21 protein-coding genes are annotated in these 16053 nt (G+C 46.3%); 16 read left to right on the top strand and 5 right to left on the bottom strand.

What is annotated here, in order from left to right:
• Positions 1-44: 44 nt before the first annotated feature.
• From HFA01_RS15610 to HFA01_RS15600, 3 genes are all read left to right on the top strand, one after another.
• Positions 45-308: a hypothetical protein gene (locus HFA01_RS15610; RefSeq protein ID WP_146817995.1), complete on the top strand. Its 264-nt coding sequence runs from the start codon at positions 45-47 to the stop codon at positions 306-308.
• Between the two features lie 16 nt (positions 309-324).
• On the top strand, positions 325-795 hold the full coding sequence (locus tag HFA01_RS15605; RefSeq protein ID WP_146817993.1) for a GNAT family N-acetyltransferase: 471 nt from the start codon (positions 325-327) through the stop codon (positions 793-795).
• A 264-nt stretch (positions 796-1059) separates the two neighbouring features.
• Complete coding sequence (locus tag HFA01_RS15600) at positions 1060-1875, top strand: GGDEF domain-containing protein (RefSeq protein WP_167506258.1); 816 nt, start codon at positions 1060-1062, stop codon at positions 1873-1875.
• Positions 1876-1928: 53 nt separating this feature from the next.
• Here the strand turns inward: HFA01_RS15600 and HFA01_RS15595 are convergent, their stop codons facing one another.
• On the bottom strand, positions 1929-2624 hold the full coding sequence (locus HFA01_RS15595) for a toast rack family protein (RefSeq protein WP_167506257.1): 696 nt from the start codon (positions 2622-2624) through the stop codon (positions 1929-1931).
• 177 nt (positions 2625-2801) lie between these two features.
• On the opposite strand from HFA01_RS15595, the gene HFA01_RS15590 reads away from it, so the two are divergent.
• The 7 genes from HFA01_RS15590 (at position 2802) to HFA01_RS15560 (ending at position 6277) form a co-directional block, all read left to right on the top strand.
• Positions 2802-3188, top strand: coding sequence for an ectoine synthase (locus tag HFA01_RS15590; RefSeq protein ID WP_146817987.1), 387 nt, complete (start codon positions 2802-2804; stop codon positions 3186-3188).
• 89 nt (positions 3189-3277) lie between these two features.
• Entirely contained in the window at positions 3278-3520 is a 243-nt protein-coding gene (locus HFA01_RS15585) for a hypothetical protein (protein ID WP_146817985.1), read from the top strand.
• Between the two features lie 110 nt (positions 3521-3630).
• Entirely contained in the window at positions 3631-3876 is a 246-nt protein-coding gene (locus HFA01_RS15580) for a hypothetical protein (protein WP_146817983.1), read from the top strand.
• Positions 3877-3901: 25 nt separating this feature from the next.
• Complete coding sequence (locus HFA01_RS15575; protein ID WP_146817981.1) at positions 3902-4360, top strand: hypothetical protein; 459 nt, start codon at positions 3902-3904, stop codon at positions 4358-4360.
• The gene (locus HFA01_RS15570) at positions 4357-4584 is read left to right on the top strand and encodes a hypothetical protein (RefSeq protein WP_146817979.1); all 228 of its coding nucleotides are present in this window, start codon (positions 4357-4359) and stop codon (positions 4582-4584) included. The genes HFA01_RS15575 and HFA01_RS15570 overlap by 4 nt, the downstream gene beginning before the upstream one ends.
• Before the next feature lie 230 nt (positions 4585-4814).
• On the top strand, positions 4815-5714 hold the full coding sequence (locus HFA01_RS15565; protein ID WP_146817977.1) for a hypothetical protein: 900 nt from the start codon (positions 4815-4817) through the stop codon (positions 5712-5714).
• Complete coding sequence (locus tag HFA01_RS15560) at positions 5711-6277, top strand: hypothetical protein (RefSeq protein WP_146817975.1); 567 nt, start codon at positions 5711-5713, stop codon at positions 6275-6277. Before HFA01_RS15565 ends, HFA01_RS15560 begins: the two co-directional genes overlap by 4 nt.
• Before the next feature lie 29 nt (positions 6278-6306).
• Here HFA01_RS15560 and HFA01_RS15555 read toward each other — a convergent pair whose 3' ends face one another.
• Entirely contained in the window at positions 6307-6618 is a 312-nt protein-coding gene (locus HFA01_RS15555) for a hypothetical protein (protein WP_146817973.1), read from the bottom strand.
• 215 nt (positions 6619-6833) lie between these two features.
• On the opposite strand from HFA01_RS15555, the gene HFA01_RS15550 reads away from it, so the two are divergent.
• Positions 6834-9557, top strand: a complete 2724-nt coding sequence (locus HFA01_RS15550; RefSeq protein WP_146818048.1) for a pullulanase — start codon at positions 6834-6836, stop codon at positions 9555-9557.
• 178 nt (positions 9558-9735) lie between these two features.
• Here the strand turns inward: HFA01_RS15550 and HFA01_RS15545 are convergent, their stop codons facing one another.
• Positions 9736-10644, bottom strand: a complete 909-nt coding sequence (locus tag HFA01_RS15545; RefSeq protein ID WP_146817971.1) for a DMT family transporter — start codon at positions 10642-10644, stop codon at positions 9736-9738.
• A gap of 137 nt (positions 10645-10781) precedes the next feature.
• Between HFA01_RS15545 and HFA01_RS15540 the strand changes: the two genes are divergently transcribed.
• Both HFA01_RS15540 and HFA01_RS15535 read left to right on the top strand, forming a co-directional pair.
• Entirely contained in the window at positions 10782-11354 is a 573-nt protein-coding gene (locus HFA01_RS15540; RefSeq protein WP_146817969.1) for a GNAT family N-acetyltransferase, read from the top strand.
• 4 nt (positions 11355-11358) lie between these two features.
• Positions 11359-12690: an FAD-binding oxidoreductase/lyase gene (locus HFA01_RS15535; RefSeq protein ID WP_146817967.1), complete on the top strand. Its 1332-nt coding sequence runs from the start codon at positions 11359-11361 to the stop codon at positions 12688-12690.
• 36 nt (positions 12691-12726) lie between these two features.
• Here the strand turns inward: HFA01_RS15535 and HFA01_RS15530 are convergent, their stop codons facing one another.
• On the bottom strand, positions 12727-13077 hold the full coding sequence (locus tag HFA01_RS15530) for a carboxymuconolactone decarboxylase family protein (protein WP_146817964.1): 351 nt from the start codon (positions 13075-13077) through the stop codon (positions 12727-12729).
• A gap of 187 nt (positions 13078-13264) precedes the next feature.
• Here HFA01_RS15530 and HFA01_RS15525 point away from each other — a divergent pair, with 187 nt between their 5' ends.
• Positions 13265-13591 (top strand): hypothetical protein, encoded by a 327-nt coding sequence (locus tag HFA01_RS15525; RefSeq protein ID WP_146817962.1) that lies wholly within the window; start codon positions 13265-13267, stop codon positions 13589-13591.
• Between the two features lie 119 nt (positions 13592-13710).
• Here HFA01_RS15525 and HFA01_RS15520 read toward each other — a convergent pair whose 3' ends face one another.
• A complete protein-coding gene (locus HFA01_RS15520; protein WP_146817960.1) occupies positions 13711-14433 on the bottom strand; it encodes a 3-ketoacyl-ACP reductase in 723 nt (240 codons plus the stop codon).
• Between the two features lie 118 nt (positions 14434-14551).
• Between HFA01_RS15520 and HFA01_RS15515 the strand changes: the two genes are divergently transcribed.
• Together HFA01_RS15515 and HFA01_RS15510 are read left to right on the top strand one after the other, a co-directional pair.
• Positions 14552-14851 (top strand): hypothetical protein, encoded by a 300-nt coding sequence (locus HFA01_RS15515; RefSeq protein WP_146817957.1) that lies wholly within the window; start codon positions 14552-14554, stop codon positions 14849-14851.
• A 166-nt stretch (positions 14852-15017) separates the two neighbouring features.
• Positions 15018-15929 carry a DUF4367 domain-containing protein gene (locus HFA01_RS15510; RefSeq protein WP_146817954.1) on the top strand — a complete coding sequence of 304 codons (912 nt, stop codon included), beginning with the start codon at positions 15018-15020 and terminating at the stop codon, positions 15927-15929.
• Positions 15930-16053 lie beyond the last annotated feature (124 nt).

The following is a 16053-nucleotide window of genomic DNA, read 5'->3' as shown; positions in this document are numbered from 1 at the left end:
CTTACGGGATCGTGTCAAATCTCGAGGAACAGGACGTGGATCGTATGAAAAACAGAAGTGCCGATTATTACCGCCATCACCGGGAGCGCATCATCCGGAAGCACATGGACATTCTGCTGAACGTGAGACAGTATGAGGAAAGTGAGCCGAGGCATCCGTGGCTGAAACACCCTGGAAAACTGGCGAAAGCGCACCGCAAAGGGGCGTATCGGTATGAAAAGAAACACAAAATAACAAAAGCGCCGGAGAAATCTCGGCTGCAGATGATGCTTGCCGAGATGGAACAATACGAAAAGGACTGGTGCTGAAAGAGGGGGGAGCAGCTTGAACCTTTCTGTACAAGCCATGACGAAAGAATATGCGGAAGAATCTCTCCGGTGGACGTACGAGCCGCCTTATGATTTTTACAATGTGGAACTCTCAGAAGAGGCACTTGCCGAGCGGTTGGACGGAAGTTATCGGTCGGTTCTGGATGAGGAAGGAGCACTGATCGGCTTCTTTTGTACGGGGGAAAGTGCGAAAGTTCCGGCCGGGGAGAAAGATGGCGTTTACGCGGAAGTTGCGGTCGACATGGGGCTCGGTATGCATCCATCGTTGACGGGACAGGGGCACGGGCACCTTTTTGGAAAAACGGTCCTTGCTGAAATCCTTAAGGAAAATGAAGGGATGCCCGTCCGCCTTTCCGTTGCCACTTTCAATAAACGGGCCATCCGTCTTTATGAAAACATGGGGTTTGTTGAACAGGCTTCCTTTCAAACAGAAGCGTGTCCTTTCATCACCATGATCAAAGAATAATGTAAACCCCGGGACTTTTGTTCCGGGCTTCTTTATCGTAAAATTCAACAGACCTCAAAACAAAAACGGGCAAGAACAATTTCAAGTCTGCAGGTCGTAGGACCTTCGGAAGAGAACCGGAATCCTTGTCCGGCATCATTTGAACATTGGAAGGTTTCAGAAGTGATGGGAGGGGTAATTCCTATCGTAGAGCCAAAGTGCTCAGGTCAAATAGACTAGATGCTTAGAAGTAAGCTCTTACCCTTCTGGAAAGGTCGTCATTTTATGAAATCGAATTACTTACAATGGATGCTTTTCATCTACATCGCTGTTGGCGTCATTCTGGGCACAGGGTTCTCTTTGACCCTCGATCAGTTCATCCCCATTCCGGGCGAACAGTTTGTGTTCTTTATGATCGCTTCCGCATTTGCAGGGGCTTTGCTCGGAGCCGTCAATTATTTGATCTATTATTTCTTCACAAAAATGTTCATCCATCACTTCAATCGTGTATTGAATTCGGTCAAAAACGGTGACTTATCGGCGCGGAGTCAATTTCACACGGGAGGGATCGTGGGGGAACTGAATGCAAACATCAACAAGACACTGGCGAACCTCGAACGCTCCCACAACACAATTTTACATGATGATTTGACACGGATTCCGAATAGACATGCGCTACAGCAATTTTTCCTGAGTGATGAGGAAAGCGGCGAATTCGCCATGCTTTTCATTGATGTGGATGATTTCAAGGCGATCAACGATACATATGGGCACGTGACGGGAGATGAAGTGCTCCGCTACATCGCTTTCGCCCTCCACGAATCAGTGAAGGGAACAGGCCAGGTATACCGGTTGAGCGGCGATGAGTTCGTCATTCTCCAGGAAATCCAGCATAGGGAAAGCACGGCTGAACTATGTGGCCGCATCCACCATGCGTTCGAAGAACCTTTTCTTATAGAAGAGCACACCATTCCCATCAGGATCAGTATCGGAGTACGTAATTTCGAGTTCGGCGCTAGTGATTTCGCAACGATTCTCGATGAAGCGGATCAGGAAATGTATAAGGTGAAGAACTCCCGTCAAGTACGGCTCCGTTCATGAAGGGGATGTGGAACTGGAAAAAGGAAAACCGCTCGGATCGCACGAGCGGTTTTTTATTTTACGATGAACGTCAAGTCCCCGACTCCCATTTCCGCATCGATATGGATGCGTGTGGCACTGGAATCGTAGGCTTCATTCACCCATGAATCTCCCATCTTGGTCAGACCCTCCATATGAATCTCTCCAATTCCTTTCTCTGCGGTGACTTTCACACCTGTTTTCTTAGGCAGGTACACGATACTTTCCCCAACCCCTGTTTGGATTTTGCTATCAAAGCTTTCCTCATAGTCTCCTGATAAATCGACCGTGCATTCGCCTACGCCTGCCTCAATCGAGAGGTTGTGCAATTTAGCTTCGGTTAGATCCAGGGTTGTTTCTGCTGCGCCCGTCTGGATGGAAAGGTCGAGAGGGGTGTTTTTAGTTAAGAGAACATCCCATTCACTCTTTTGTTTGTTCATAATTTTCTTTTTCTGCTTCGTTTGCGTAAGTTTGATCGTGTCGTTTCGATGAGAGAGCTTTGGAATCCAATGGTTTTCAGGGTATAGGAAGGAACCTTCCAGCCAGTCTTCCGTTCCTGTTCCTAAGGTAAGCGCTCCGACTCCCATATCGATCTCCACATTCAGTTTTTCAGCTTCCGCGTGCTCGACCCGGAGTGTCTCTTCGACCTGTTCACCCGCCTGCACGAATGAACAGCCGGCCAGCGCCATCAAGGAACTTGCACCTAGCAAGGTTTTGTAAATTTTCTTCATCATGATCGCTCCTTTTTTTCATCTACATCCAGTATAGGTTTTTCCTTCGCCTTTGCTCAGCGTCTGTAGGTGTAATTCTCGTAGGTCTCCAGGTGTATTTTTTTACATAAAGGTTGGAAAAGGGCGCGTTCTACTCTTATGGATAGGGAATAGATTGGAAAAGAAGGAGGAGATCCAGTGAAGGTTGTAGCTCTGAAAGATGTGATTGGGACGAGTCAGGATGTTGACGGAGGGACGTGGAACAGCCGGCGCCTGATCGTCAAGAAAGACGGCATGGGCTATTCGGTCCATGACACAATCATCCGTGCCGGTACGGAAACGCATATTTGGTACAAGCACCACCTGGAGTCGGTCTATTGTATCGAAGGGGAGGGAGAAGTCGTCACACTCAAAGATCAAAAGACATGGCCGATCGAACAGGGCGTCCTTTATGCCCTCGATGAACATGATGAGCACATTCTGCGGGCGAAAACGGATATGCGGATGATCTGCGTGTTCAATCCACCGATCAGCGGGGATGAAATCCATGATGAAGACGGGGTCTATCCGGTCGATGAAACGTAACCTTTCCTAGTCCAGGAAGGGTTATTTTTTTCCATAAAAACGGAAATTTCTGTTACAATGGGACCGGTGGAGCGTTGAGGAGGGATTTCATGTACAAGTTTTGGGACAGAGTAGGGATTATTTTTCTAGTCGCTGGTTTTTTAGCCCTCATCCTACCGCTGTTTACGGATTTCCCTTTCCGATGGGAGTTCCTGTGGATTTGTTCCGTGCCATCCGTGGTGGTTATGAGAGTAAAAGACATCCAGAATGGGAAGAAAATCGAACCGGTACTTGCTATTGCATTTAGCGTATGTATTTTTGGGTTTTCTCTGTACAGTTTATTATGGAGTTGAAGGTTGAAGTGTACTTCATCCGTCCAATAAGTTCTCTTTGAAAAGGGCCATGTTTCTATAAAAATAGAACATCCATTGTTATTAGCCTGTGTAGTAGAGGAGGAAACGATTTGAAAAAAACTTGGAGATGGCTGGGGCATTTTCTCTTTGGTGCCGCCGTTCTTATTTTTCTATTGATGCTGTTCACCGATCTCCCATTCCGAGCAGAATGGGGATGGGTTTTCCTGGCACCTTCGGTCGTTATTACGAGAGTGCGGGATATGAGGGAAAAGGGAAAGAAAGTAGAACCGATGATTACGATTACTCTTTGCGTCCTCATTTTTAGCATCTCCTTATATGGTCTCATATTTATCTGATTACATATGATCGCGAGGGGTTCGAATGGAAGAAGCACTAAAAAAAGAAAGCGTGGACCAGAAAAAAATTAGGAACAAAGCCCGTAAATCGGTCTGGCATCTATTTTTGATTATGGCCTTATGTATCGGCTTAGGGCAGATCTTTTTCGATAAAGTTCCAGGTCTCTTTTACTTGGGCGCGGTCGTGTTTTATGGATTTTTCCTCTATGAAACGTACATGAGCAGGAAAACGAATGAAGAGTTGTGGCGGATTTGGGATGAACGCTGGAGAGACCGTCGAACGCTTTTCCAGCTACGTTCATCTGTGACCAATTCGTTGGATATTTTACTACCTGCGATTCTAGGTGCTAACGCCTCATGGATCATGGGGGCCATTTTCTTAGTGGTTGGTCTTGTGACAGGGTTCCGGGACGGGAAGAAGAAGTGGGAAGCGAAAGAGTATTATTACGAGGAATACATAGAAACAAGGAGCATGGCCGCATGAAAGCATTTCGGATTTTCATCGCCCTCTGTGGTGTCATCGCCATGATCTGGATGATGGTCAGGCTCTTTAATGAACATTTCAACCCATCCTCCCAAACCAATGCGCTTATCATAGGAGGACTTTTCTTATTACTCGGCATACAAAATTGGATGGATGAACAAAGGAAATACGCGGCTTTTTACATTCTCCTTGCTTTCATTCCAATCATCACGGTGTTGATATGAAGAGCATCAGTCTCTTTTAGTGGTGGTAGGTTGGATCAAACGTCAGGATTGTACATAACATGAGGATGGTCTGTTCTTCAGGTGTTTTTCAGGACAATCGCGGTTGGAATAGGAAACCCTGACCTTGGAACGCGCGCAGGAAGCCCGGGACCGCGCGCAAGAAGCCCGGACAGCGCACAAGGAAGTCTGAACCTCTCATAACGAAAAGAATACAAGTTAGGAAGATACATATGAAAGGAAAAACATTTATGATTGCTCTGCTGATCGTTTTAATCAGCTGGGGAGGTAATCTCTGGTTCTATCAATCCAAGCAATTGGAGGAACCAGTTTTTCTTGAACACTTTTACGGTGGAATCGGGATGTTCGAGCTTTATTACTTAACCAATAGAGATAATCCGGCACGTGTCAGGAGTGTAGAGTTTAGTGATGGAACGACTTTACATGCGGAATCGGATTATTATGCGTTTCAAAATGAGAATCCTGCCTATGGGCCGGATATTCAAAGCAGGTCCTCACATTATTTGCTGAAAAGTGTAGTCTTTGATGAGCAGAAAATGAGGGAGTTGAGTGTCGATCATAAAGGACAAGCTACGATTCATTTTAATAATGGGGAAACAACCGTAGCGGATATTGGCAAGGTTACATCCAGTCAACATAGAGAGGGAAATGGAATTTTTCGTCAACAATCAAGCTCAAGCAGCAGCAATGGACGCTCGTTTCGCTCTTATACGGTCGTTGAGGATTTGAAAATAGAATCGATGACCTCACCATTTCCTGAAGTTGATGAAGATTTAAAGAAGAAATTGTACACCCCGTCAATCGGTACAACAGGTACTCCGGATGGGGGCGGACCGCGCACGCACAACAAAGAACTGAATGAGGAATGGAGCCGCGTGGCTGGTGCTCCATTGGAAGAAGTCCAATTTCCCATTGAAATGAAGCGGGGAGACCGGATCAGGCTGACGATGCAAGAAAAGCCGGACGCGATTCGCGCTTATTCTTATGAAATTGAAATGGCAGGTACAACGGAAAATGGCAACCCATTCACTCAGCCATTCTACGTAACGAATGACCCGCAGCTCACGCCAGAGCAGATGGAACTCCTCATCGAAAGGAGGGGGAGCCAATGAATCCCTTTCACCGGATCTTCGGAGGTCTGCTGCTTGTTTTAATCGACATCCACCTCGGCCAAATTGAGATTTTAGCTGATTTCATCGGGTATCTCCTAGTTTTAAGTGCCTTGAATGGAATGGAGGGGAACTTGAAAGGGATGAAGGGGGCGAGAACTACCGCCTTGATCATCAGTCTCATTGCGATTCCGCAAGCCTTTTTAGGCCAGCCTTCAGGAACAGCAGGGGGTGTGACTATGGGTTTCGATCTTCCTACGATTTACCATCAATCGTTAGGAGTGCTCAAACTGGTGCTGGTCTTTTATCTGTTTCAGGTGTTCATCGATTGGGCGAAGAAAAAGGAAGAAGAGGATCTTCAAGTAAGAGCACGCAAGCTATTCAGTTTTTATCTAACTGCTCACATCCTTTATTACGCGCTCTTGCCTTTCTCTATGAACCTTCCGGAAAACACGGTTATCCCGTTATTTATCATAGGAATAGCCGTCATGATTATCCTTGAGATTGTGTTCCTGGTCTTACTCCGGGCTTTTCATAACGAACAGCAAAAATTAGAACTCTATTGAAAAAAGGCGCCTCGCTATGAGGCGCCTTTTTATGCCGGCTGTTTTTCCAGTTCGGGATCCGCTTCTGCTGCATCAATGAATAAAAAGATCGCTGTCAAAATGTGCATGACCATACCGACGAAAGGTACCCAGCCGATACATGAGGTGACGATGCCGAGGATACTTCCTCTCGTTTCCCTTCCTTTCTGCTGGGAAAGCACAAGGGTGATGATATGAAGAATAAGCATGACGGCCAGGGGAGTCCAAAATAATGAGATGACGAAGGTTCCTCCAATAAAAGGGATGCCTAAGAATGCTTCTAAAGCGGCGGTGACCCACATGAGAACACGTGCTGCTGACATACAAACACCTCCCGTTAATCCTCCTTCAATGTATTCAAAGAACAGAGGTTTAGAACTTGGGACTATAGAAACAGGACAATCGTTTCCTTTTCAATCATTTTCTGAACATTTATTCACATTCAGGAAATCTATGGTATATTGGTTTGTGAAAGCGTTTGCACTAAAAGGTGTGCATGGCACTCAGAAAACCTTTAAAGGAGGAGAATGATTTGAGGATGAGGAGACAGTGGTGGAAAGTTGTCATCAGCATCGTGCTTGTGTTCTTGCTGGCGAGTCCGACATCTTTAACGTCGGTCAGCTCAACAAAGACTTTTGCAGAAACAAATGAAACCGTTACCATTAACTACAAGCGATTAGATGGAAATTACGAAGGTTGGGGACTGCATCTATGGAATCAGGATGGTTCTAATCCTGCGATTGAACAAGGGACGGATTGGTCGGACCCGGTGGAGTTTACGACTGAAACGGACTTCGGAATGTCTGTGGAAATCCCGGTCATCGACATCGAGAACGGATTGAACTTTATCGTACATAAGGGGGATCTAAAAGATACTCCGAATGATCGTAGTTTTCCAACGACCGGTGAAACGGAGTTCTGGCTGGTCCAAGGTAAGGAGGAAGTCTATTTGGAAGAACCTGTGCTGACGACTTACGTGGAGTCGGCGAAAATCAAGAACGACACACTCATTGCAGCGAAGATGAGCCAGGTCATTGAAAGTGCCGATCGTTCTGAATTTGTTCTGAAGGGCGCAGATGGAGAGCGCATCGCCATTGAATCTACTGAGGTGGATGGACAAGATGTTCGTCTGGAAACCGCAGAAGCGCTGGATCTTACTCAGACGTACACCATCCAATATGGAGAAGAAGAAACGAATGTGATGGTCGACTGGAAGCTGATGGATGAAAGGTTCGCATATGACGGGGATGACCTCGGGGCGACGTTACATGACGACGGGACAGCTGAACTGAAGCTTTGGTCCCCGATGGCGACGAATGTTTCTGTCGTTCTTTATGATAAAGACGACCAGTATGAAGTCGGGAACCGTGATATCCCGATGGAAAAAGGGGACGATGGCGTCTGGTCGGTGACGTTGGATGAGGATAATACGGGTATCAAAGACCTCAACAGCTACTATTATCAATATAAGATCGAGGCGTATGGAGAAGAAAAACTTGCCCTCGATCCTTACGCTAAATCAATGGCGGCTTCAAACAATGAGGATAACGATGATGTAGGAAAAGCGGCGATCGTCGATCCTTCAGACATCGGGCCTAAACTTGATTTTGCCAAAATCAAAGGCTATGAAAAGCGTGAAGATGCAATCATTTGGGAAGCACACGTCCGTGACTTCACATCTGACCCGAGCATCGAAGGTGAATTGGATTCCCAGTTCGGCACGTTCAATGCTTTTGTAGAAAAATTGGATTATGTAAAAGAACTGGGTGTGACACACATTCAACTGCTCCCTGTCATGAAGTATTATTTCGGGGATGAGCTCGACAGCAGTACACGTGAGCGTGAGTATTCCGCTTCAGGGAACAATTACAACTGGGGCTATGATCCTCACAGTTACTTCGCTCTTTCCGGCATGTATTCCGAGCGTCCGGAAGATCCGGAAGAAAGAATTGAAGAGTTCAAGCAGCTGATTGATGAAATCCACAAACGCAAGATGGGCGTCATTTTGGATGTCGTCTACAACCACACAGCCAAAGTGAGCATCCTGGAAGACCTTGTCCCGAACTATTATCACTTCATGGATGAGGAAGGCAATACCAAAACAGGTTACGGCGGAGGAAAAGTGGGAACGACTCACGAAATGTCCCGCAAGCTTATGGTCGACTCTATTGAATATTGGGTCGATGAATTTAAAGTCGATGGTTTCCGTTTCGATTTGATGGGTGATTTGGATGCAGAAAGTGTCCAAGCCGCTTATGACGCAGCGGAAGCTTTGAACCCGAACATTTTGATGCTTGGAGAAGGTTGGAGAACGTATGCCGGCGATAACGGTGGAGAAGGCGTTCAACCTGCTGACCAGGATTGGATGGATGAAACAGATGGAGTCGCTGTCTTTTCTGATGAGATCAGGAATGAACTGAAGTCCGGTTTCGGAAGTGAAGGGGAACCGCGTTTCATTACAGGCGGCGCTCGTAACATCGATACCATTTTTAACAATATCAAAGGTCAGCCTGGCAATGTGACAGAAGATGATCCGGGCGATATCGTTCAGTACATCGCAGCCCACGACAACTTGACGCTTCATGATGTCATCGCGCAGTCTATTAAAAAAGATCCGGCGAAGCATGAAGAGGAAATCCAGAAACGGATCCGACTCGGGAACTCTATGATTCTGACAAGTCAGGGAATCTCTTTCCTTCATGCCGGTCAGGAATACGGCCGCACGAAGCAGTGGAAAGTCGATGGCGTTCCAGAAGATAAGTGGACCTATATGGAAGATGAAAACGGGAATCCGTTCGAGGATCCTTACTTCATCCATGATTCCTATGATTCTACCGATATCATCAACCAGTTCGACTGGCAGGCGGTATCACAGCCGAGTATCCAGCAGGAAACGATGGAATATACGAAAGGCTTGATTGAACTGAGACGCTGGACAGATGCTTTCCGCCTCGGTTCTGAGGAAGCCGTCGAAGAAAACGTCACGCTTTTGGATGCACCTGAAATCCAGGATACCGATTTGATGATCGCTTATAAAGCGGTCGATCCTGGTAAGAAAGCGAAAGGAAGCTATTACGTGTTCATCAACGCCGATGACGAAACACGTACATTGACTCTTGATGAGAACTTGAAAAAAGGAAAAGTGCTCGTCGACAATGACGAAGCTGGACGCAAAAAAGTGAAAGATCCATCCGGTTTCGAGCTGAATAAAGATGGCATTACCATCGACCCACTGACGACGGTTGTGATTCATACGAAATAAAGAGAAACCAGCTCCTATACTAAGGAGCTGGTTTTTTAGTGTGTGCGGTACGGGGCAAAGTGACTTAACGGAGTGCGAAAATGCCCGAACGCACGACCAAAGTGACTTAACGGGAAGCCAAAGTGACCTAACGAACTACGAAAGTGCCCTAACGACACCGCAAAGTGACGTAACGCGCTCAAGAAGCGGACTTTTCCCTGTGATGAGCAGGCTTCTTTTTCGCCTCCTGAACAATAATAACTGATAAAAGTACGAGCACGACCCCGGCGTATTGATAAATCGTCATCACTTCCGCATAAACGAAATATCCGACAAGCGTCGCGACGACCGGTTCGATGGTGGCGACGATGGAAGCGCGGCTCGATTCCACATGCTCGAGGCCTTTCGTATAAAGAAGGAAAGGCAGAACGGTCGAGATGAGTCCGAGGCCGAGAATCAACAGCCAGACACAAATGTCATTCATTAAAGCCATTTCTTCCCATAGGCCGCTGAAAGGAACGACTGCGAGAGCTGCGAATAGAAATGTATAAAAGGTGACAGTCAGGGAGCGGTATTTTTTCAAAACGACCTTCCCGAAGATGCTGTAAAGGGCATAAAACAGTCCCGAACCCAGGCCGAATAACAGGCCGGGCCATGATAAGGAGGCTTGCAGTCCTGGAAGCCATCCGATGACGAACGTACACCCGACAAAAGTCGTGAAAAGGGCCATCAGTTTTCTTCCTGTCCAAGCCTCTTTAAAGAAGATTCTTGAAAAAATGGTCACAAACACAGGTGCAGTATAAAGGAGAACGAAAGCGATCGCCATCGAAGTCGCCTCAATGGCGCTGAACAGACACCAGTTGAACAAAGCGATGCTGATGACCCCTGTCCCGATGAAATAGCGCGAATCTGCGGGTTTTATTTTCAAAAGGTTTCTATTGGAAACGATGATGGATCCGAACAGCATGACCATCGCAGAGGTCACTCGGAGAGCGACGACTTGAATGGGGGAGAATCCATGATCGTACAATTGGTTCACAAACAGCCCGATGATGCCCCACAGGGATGCGCCCAGGAAAATCATCAAGAATGCCCGGTTTCTCGTCATCGGATCCCTCCTTCCTATATGAATGTCCGTCTATTATACAAAAATTTAGAAAGCTTTGAATGTAGCTGTTGCAAAAAAATAAGAAATCTTGTTTGATAGAGGATAAGGATAAAATCGAATCACAAGGGGATGGGACAATGAATCCAGTTATGCGAGATGTCAAAACACATATAGAAACTGAACGGCTGATCCTGAAAATGCCGGAGCCTGGCGACGGGACAGTGGTCAATGCAGCCATCCAAAGGTCTGTGAATGAACTGAAACCATGGCTTGGATTCGTCCAGGAGACGCCGACCGTCGAAGACACAGAATCAAACGCTAGGGAAGCACATGCGAAATTTTTGTTGCGTCAGAATTTAAGGTATCTCGTTTTTCTGAAAGAGGATCAGACGTTCGTCGGTTCGACTGGTTTTCATCGAATGGACTGGGATGTGCCGAAGTTCGAGCTCGGCTACTGGATGGATACCGCACATAGTGGAAAAGGATACATGCGGGAAGCGGTGGACGCTTTGACGACATACGCCTTGAATGAATTAGGAGGAGCACGGGTGGAGATCCGCTGTGAATCGGAAAATAAAAGAAGCCGCGCCATACCGGAATCCCTCGGTTTTGAGCTTGAAGGAATTCTTCGCAACGAAGATCGATCTGTCGATGGGAAGCGGTTGACCGATACGTGTATCTACGCCAAAGTCCGTACAAAAGGGGCGTGATCCTGTGTATGACGTGACGATCATTGGGGCCGGCGTCAGCGGTGTGTTCCTTGCTTATACGCTCACGAAAGAACATCCGGAATTGAACGTCCATGTAGTGGATAAAGGAAAGCCTCTAGTTGAACGGACGTGTGGATTACAACAGGAAGCGTGCACCTGTGAAGGGCCGTGCGATCGGTACGTAGGGTTTGCCGGCCTCGGAAAATCAGAAGGGAAGTTCAATTATACGAACGATTTCGGTGGGCAGCTGGGGAAGAAGATCGGGGAAAAGGAGACGGTTGCGCTCATGGAAGAAGTCGATGAGCTTTTGTGCTCTTATGGTGGCGACCTTGTAGAGAGGTACAGTACGAAAAATGAGAAACTTTCAGCAAAAGCTGCTCATCATTCTTTAATAGTTTTCTCGACAGAAGTGCGCCATTTGGGGACGCAGCTTGCCCGGGGGATTTTTCAAAGCATGTATGAGGAAATGTCTGAAAGGGTGACATTCACTTTTGAAGCGGATGTTATAGAAGTCACCAAAAAAAGTGGGCGGTTCTTGATGGATACAAACCACGGACAACTCGAAAGCAAGAAGGTCGTTTTCGCTACAGGAATGAGCGGGAGTGACTGGCTCAAATCCATGACAGCGGAGTTAGGGCTAAAGGCAGGCGAGACACGGCTGGATCTAGGTATTAGAGTGGAGATGCGCGGCAATCAGCTCGATGCCATCCTTCAGGAAACCTTTGAAACGAAATTGAATTACATAACCGAGCGTTTTTCCGCAACCACCTACTGTATGAATCCGCGTGGAAGAATCATCCGCAAGTACCAGCATGGCCTGGTGATGGCAGATGGTCAAAACCAGAACGAAGAAGAACCGAGTCAGAATTTGAATTTCACTCTATTCGTCCCACGATACTTCGAGACTCAAACAGATGCGATGGCAGAAGCACATCATGTGATCGGCGGCATCAATCAAGGGCGGGACAGGATTGTGGCACAGAAGTTGGGAGATTTATTGAAAGGAAAATCTTCTGATCATCTTTCTTGCGGTGTTATTCAACCCTCGCTGGAGGCAGACGCAGGAGATCTCCGCAAAGAAGTTCCTTCCCTTTATATAGAGGCACTGATGGAGTTTTTTGAAGCGTTGGAAGGGCTGATCGGCGAGGAAATCGATCGCGATACCATCCTTTATGGGTTGGACAGTAAATTTTACGAAGCGAAGATCTTTACGGATGAGCATTTTGAAACCGAGGTGTCAGGTTTGTATTTGATCGGGGACTGTTCGGGCGAGACGCACTCCCTGTCGCAGGCAGCGGCAAGCGGGATCTATTTGGCACGCATGATAAAAGCTTAGTCTACGGAATGTAGACTAAGCTTTATTCATGGTACACTAGGATCTTTCGCGGAATTCTTTCAACGTACGGATCCCGACAGTCACCGCCTGACTCATCGCAGATCCCCCTCCATAGGCAGCGGCAACGCCCATGGTTTCATAGATTTGCTGATCGCTGCACCCGAGCGCTACACATTGGTCCATGTGATAAGTGATACTCGCTTCATCACCATCCTTCACGCTGATGGCAAGAGCCATCAAATGTTTATGCTTACGATCGACTTCCCCATCTTCAAAAAAAGCACCTGTAAAACGGTTGTATTCTTTCGTTGCTTCAGGTAAGTAACTGGTCAATTCTTCAATTCCGTGACGGTAATCGTGCAAGGTCTCTTCGGCATGATTCTTCATTTACAATCTCTCCCTTTTCAAAGCTTACTCGTGCTATTCCTGTTTTTCCAAAGGTTTGAAACCCGGCAGTATGTAAGAGAGCATATCGGGAATATAGGTAAATCAGGACTATTTGTAAGAAAATTGAAACTTTTCATCCCATGCCCCCGTATGTACATATAAGGATACATAGTTGGAGGGGATGACGATGGGGAAAAATATGATATGGGCATTGGTTACTGTTAGTGTGATGATGTTGATCAATTGGGGAGTCGCTTCTTTTTTCAGTGGGGAGTTCATTGAGTATTCCTTTTTGCTTGGCGTCGCAGTCATGACAATCGTATGGTTTTTCAATTCAAAAGGCGGTTTCGCTTCCAATTCGGTCCGGTTGCGGATCCAGGCCCGGACTGGAATGAAGCTCGAAGAGGAAAAACGCAGCTTCAACCCTACGGTCGTATTTTATACCGCGATCGGTTATACCGTAGTCGCACTGGTGGTCACAATCTTCTATTATAAGGATTACTTTACTGGTTGATCTCTTGGTTTCTTTCATGGATGTATAGAAAAAAGAAAACGCCTGGATGTTAAAAATCCAAGCGTTTTTCGTTTCTAATCCACAAGAATGTCGATGGTTCCAAGTACATTCTATAAAACTTAAAAAGGATTGGTCGCCCATTGAAGCGACTGCTTGATGAAAATGCGAGGGTGTAGTTTCAATTGAGAAACCATGTATTCAGCAAGGTCCTCCGGCTGCATGTACTTCCCTTTGTCCTGTCCTTCCATGTCTTCCCCTAGCGCGAGTTCTGTGGCGACGAGACTTGGATTCAATGTAAAGACGCGGATGTTGTCCCTTCTTACTTCCTGCATCAAGGCTTCCATCATCCCTTGCAGGGCAAATTTGGATCCACTGTAAGCCGTCGAGCCGGCAGTGCCTTTGAGTCCGCTGCTTGAAGAAATATTGATGATGTCCCCCTGGTTCTTCTCCTTCATCATAGGCAGGACGGCTCTTGTGACGTGGTATGTACCGTAAACATTCACTTCAAACGTCCGCTTCCATTCTTCGGGCTCTAGTTCAAGAAATTTTCCGTACACACCGATGCCTGCGTTGTTAATGAGAATGTCTGCTTCACCAAGCTCTTCTTTTAATTGCTGAACCGCTTGTTCCACTTGATCGATGTCTGAAATATCAGCGGTCGCTACAGCTGCCTGGACTCCGTAGGAACGCGCTTCCTCGGCGACTTTTTCAAGACGGCTTTCGGTCCTTGCAATCAGCCCGACATGAACGCCTTCTTTCGCGAGTTGCAAAGCCGTAGCCCGTCCGATGCCGCGACCTGCACCGGTCACATAAGCGATTTTCCCTTTGATTTCTTGTGCCATGATCCTCACTCCTTTTCCTATTCTTCATTCAAGTCTACGAGTTTCCCTTTTTGAAATCAAAAGATAGCGTCTACCTCAGGGGTAATTCCTTTGGTACACTAAAGAAGGGAGGGATTTTATGGAAACCTTTGTTATGTTGAGGCCAGTATTCCTGGTGTTGGTCCTGGTATCTATTTTTCTAACGACTTTTCTCATTTTCCAAAAGGAAGAAAAGGTGAATGGATGGACGCTTCTTTTCATCACATCCATGAGCTTGATCATCGGTAGTGTCTGCCTTTATAGCAGTGGGTATATCGTGGATGAGTTCAATATGAGCGGGGATTCTCTTTCGTTTTATTTGTACATCGCTTTATTCCCAGTGAGCTTGTTGAACATCCTGTTGTACGGCTTTAAGCCAAGGTCAGTGGTAGAAGCTTGAATTGGGTATCCAGTTATCATTTGTCCATGTGAAAGGCTGGCTTCAAGATCGTGAAGTGATAAAAGGAGTTTTTTACTAGTTAATTTCTATTTTATTACCAATTTTTGAAACTTAAATCGTTCTCATTCGTACTTGTAGGAAAGAAGGAAGAATGGAGGTTATCTTTTTGTTGAAAAAAATTCTATTTATTACAATCGCGCTATTGATTACAGCTGGTTGTGCATCCTCTCCGTCCTCTAGTGAGGATTCGACAGAGGAAAATACGACAGAGGATGATGTGACAAAGGTCCTGGAGCAAATATTTTCAGGACCAGATGAAGAACTGGAACAATTGCATGAAGAGGAAAATTATCAAGGAATTTCTACCTACTATATGGACCAGTTCGAACCTTACTTCACAGAAAAGTACATGAGTCAGGCGTTGGATACGAATCTGCTGAACAGCTTTCATCAAAAGGCTGGAAATGACGTCAACATGGATATTGGTAAGATGAGCGTCGAGCAGAGTGAGGATACGGAAACCGCTTATGATTTTGAGATGCAAATCAATATAAGCAATGGTGAAACCGCGGATGTCAGTGGAAGAGTGAACACGAATGAAGAAGGGAAAATCACTCGAATTCACTACAACGATGATGTACAATCATTGCTGCACGCTTTTGATACGGCCGTTCAAACAGAAGAAGGGCTTTTCGAATATGACCGTTCCAGGTTAGTGAGTCGGACCGGGGATGAAGCCTATCAGTCTAAGTATCCGACGCTCATGCCTTTTGAAGTGGATGGGGTAGAAATTGATCCTGGAGTTATGGAGCAGAAGGATACCGTTTTAACCTTCATCTTTCATGCCGAAACGAATGAAAAGATGGAATTGATGACCGTTAAAGATGGCGACATCTCTTATGATGACATAGAGACAGAAGAGGTATCGATCGGTGATCAAACGGGGCAATATGCCGGAAGTGAAGGTGAGACTCAGCGGTTGATTTGGAAAGATGGATCGATCATGTATGAGTTGAAGGGGAATGTTGATGGCCTGTCGCAGGATGATCTGATCAAGGTGGCGGAGTCTTTTGAGTAAGCTATACTGCTTAAATGTGTAAGAACAGTTGAGGAAATGTAAGTGGCACGTATAAAACCCACTCCCCAACCCGCGGGGAGTGGGTTTTATATACAGTGGCTTATCCTTCATTGGATGAGTCTTT

It is taken from the genome of Halobacillus faecis, from assembly GCF_007991335.1.
Classification (GTDB): domain Bacteria; phylum Bacillota; class Bacilli; order Bacillales; family Halobacillaceae; genus Halobacillus; species Halobacillus faecis.
This window is presented reverse-complemented; position numbering and strand designations above follow the sequence as displayed.

Bases quoted from the DNA above. Each gene is read 5' to 3' on its own strand.
- HFA01_RS15610 (WP_146817995.1), top strand. From the start codon at position 45: ATGAAAAACAGAAGTGCCGATTATTACCGCCATCACCGGGAGCGCATC.
- HFA01_RS15600 (WP_167506258.1), top strand. From the start codon at position 1,060: ATGAAATCGAATTACTTACAATGGATGCTTTTCATCTACATCGCTGTT.
- HFA01_RS15595 (WP_167506257.1), bottom strand. From the start codon at position 2,624: ATGAAGAAAATTTACAAAACCTTGCTAGGTGCAAGTTCCTTGATGGCG.
- HFA01_RS15585 (WP_146817985.1), top strand. From the start codon at position 3,278: ATGTACAAGTTTTGGGACAGAGTAGGGATTATTTTTCTAGTCGCTGGT.
- HFA01_RS15575 (WP_146817981.1), top strand. From the start codon at position 3,902: ATGGAAGAAGCACTAAAAAAAGAAAGCGTGGACCAGAAAAAAATTAGG.
- HFA01_RS15570 (WP_146817979.1), top strand. From the start codon at position 4,357: ATGAAAGCATTTCGGATTTTCATCGCCCTCTGTGGTGTCATCGCCATG.
- HFA01_RS15565 (WP_146817977.1), top strand. From the start codon at position 4,815: ATGAAAGGAAAAACATTTATGATTGCTCTGCTGATCGTTTTAATCAGC.
- HFA01_RS15560 (WP_146817975.1), top strand. From the start codon at position 5,711: ATGAATCCCTTTCACCGGATCTTCGGAGGTCTGCTGCTTGTTTTAATC.
- HFA01_RS15555 (WP_146817973.1), bottom strand. From the start codon at position 6,618: ATGTCAGCAGCACGTGTTCTCATGTGGGTCACCGCCGCTTTAGAAGCA.
- HFA01_RS15550 (WP_146818048.1), top strand. From the start codon at position 6,834: ATGAGGAGACAGTGGTGGAAAGTTGTCATCAGCATCGTGCTTGTGTTC.
- HFA01_RS15545 (WP_146817971.1), bottom strand. From the start codon at position 10,644: ATGACGAGAAACCGGGCATTCTTGATGATTTTCCTGGGCGCATCCCTG.
- HFA01_RS15540 (WP_146817969.1), top strand. From the start codon at position 10,782: ATGAATCCAGTTATGCGAGATGTCAAAACACATATAGAAACTGAACGG.
- HFA01_RS15530 (WP_146817964.1), bottom strand. From the start codon at position 13,077: ATGAAGAATCATGCCGAAGAGACCTTGCACGATTACCGTCACGGAATT.
- HFA01_RS15525 (WP_146817962.1), top strand. From the start codon at position 13,265: ATGGGGAAAAATATGATATGGGCATTGGTTACTGTTAGTGTGATGATG.
- HFA01_RS15520 (WP_146817960.1), bottom strand. From the start codon at position 14,433: ATGGCACAAGAAATCAAAGGGAAAATCGCTTATGTGACCGGTGCAGGT.
- HFA01_RS15515 (WP_146817957.1), top strand. From the start codon at position 14,552: ATGGAAACCTTTGTTATGTTGAGGCCAGTATTCCTGGTGTTGGTCCTG.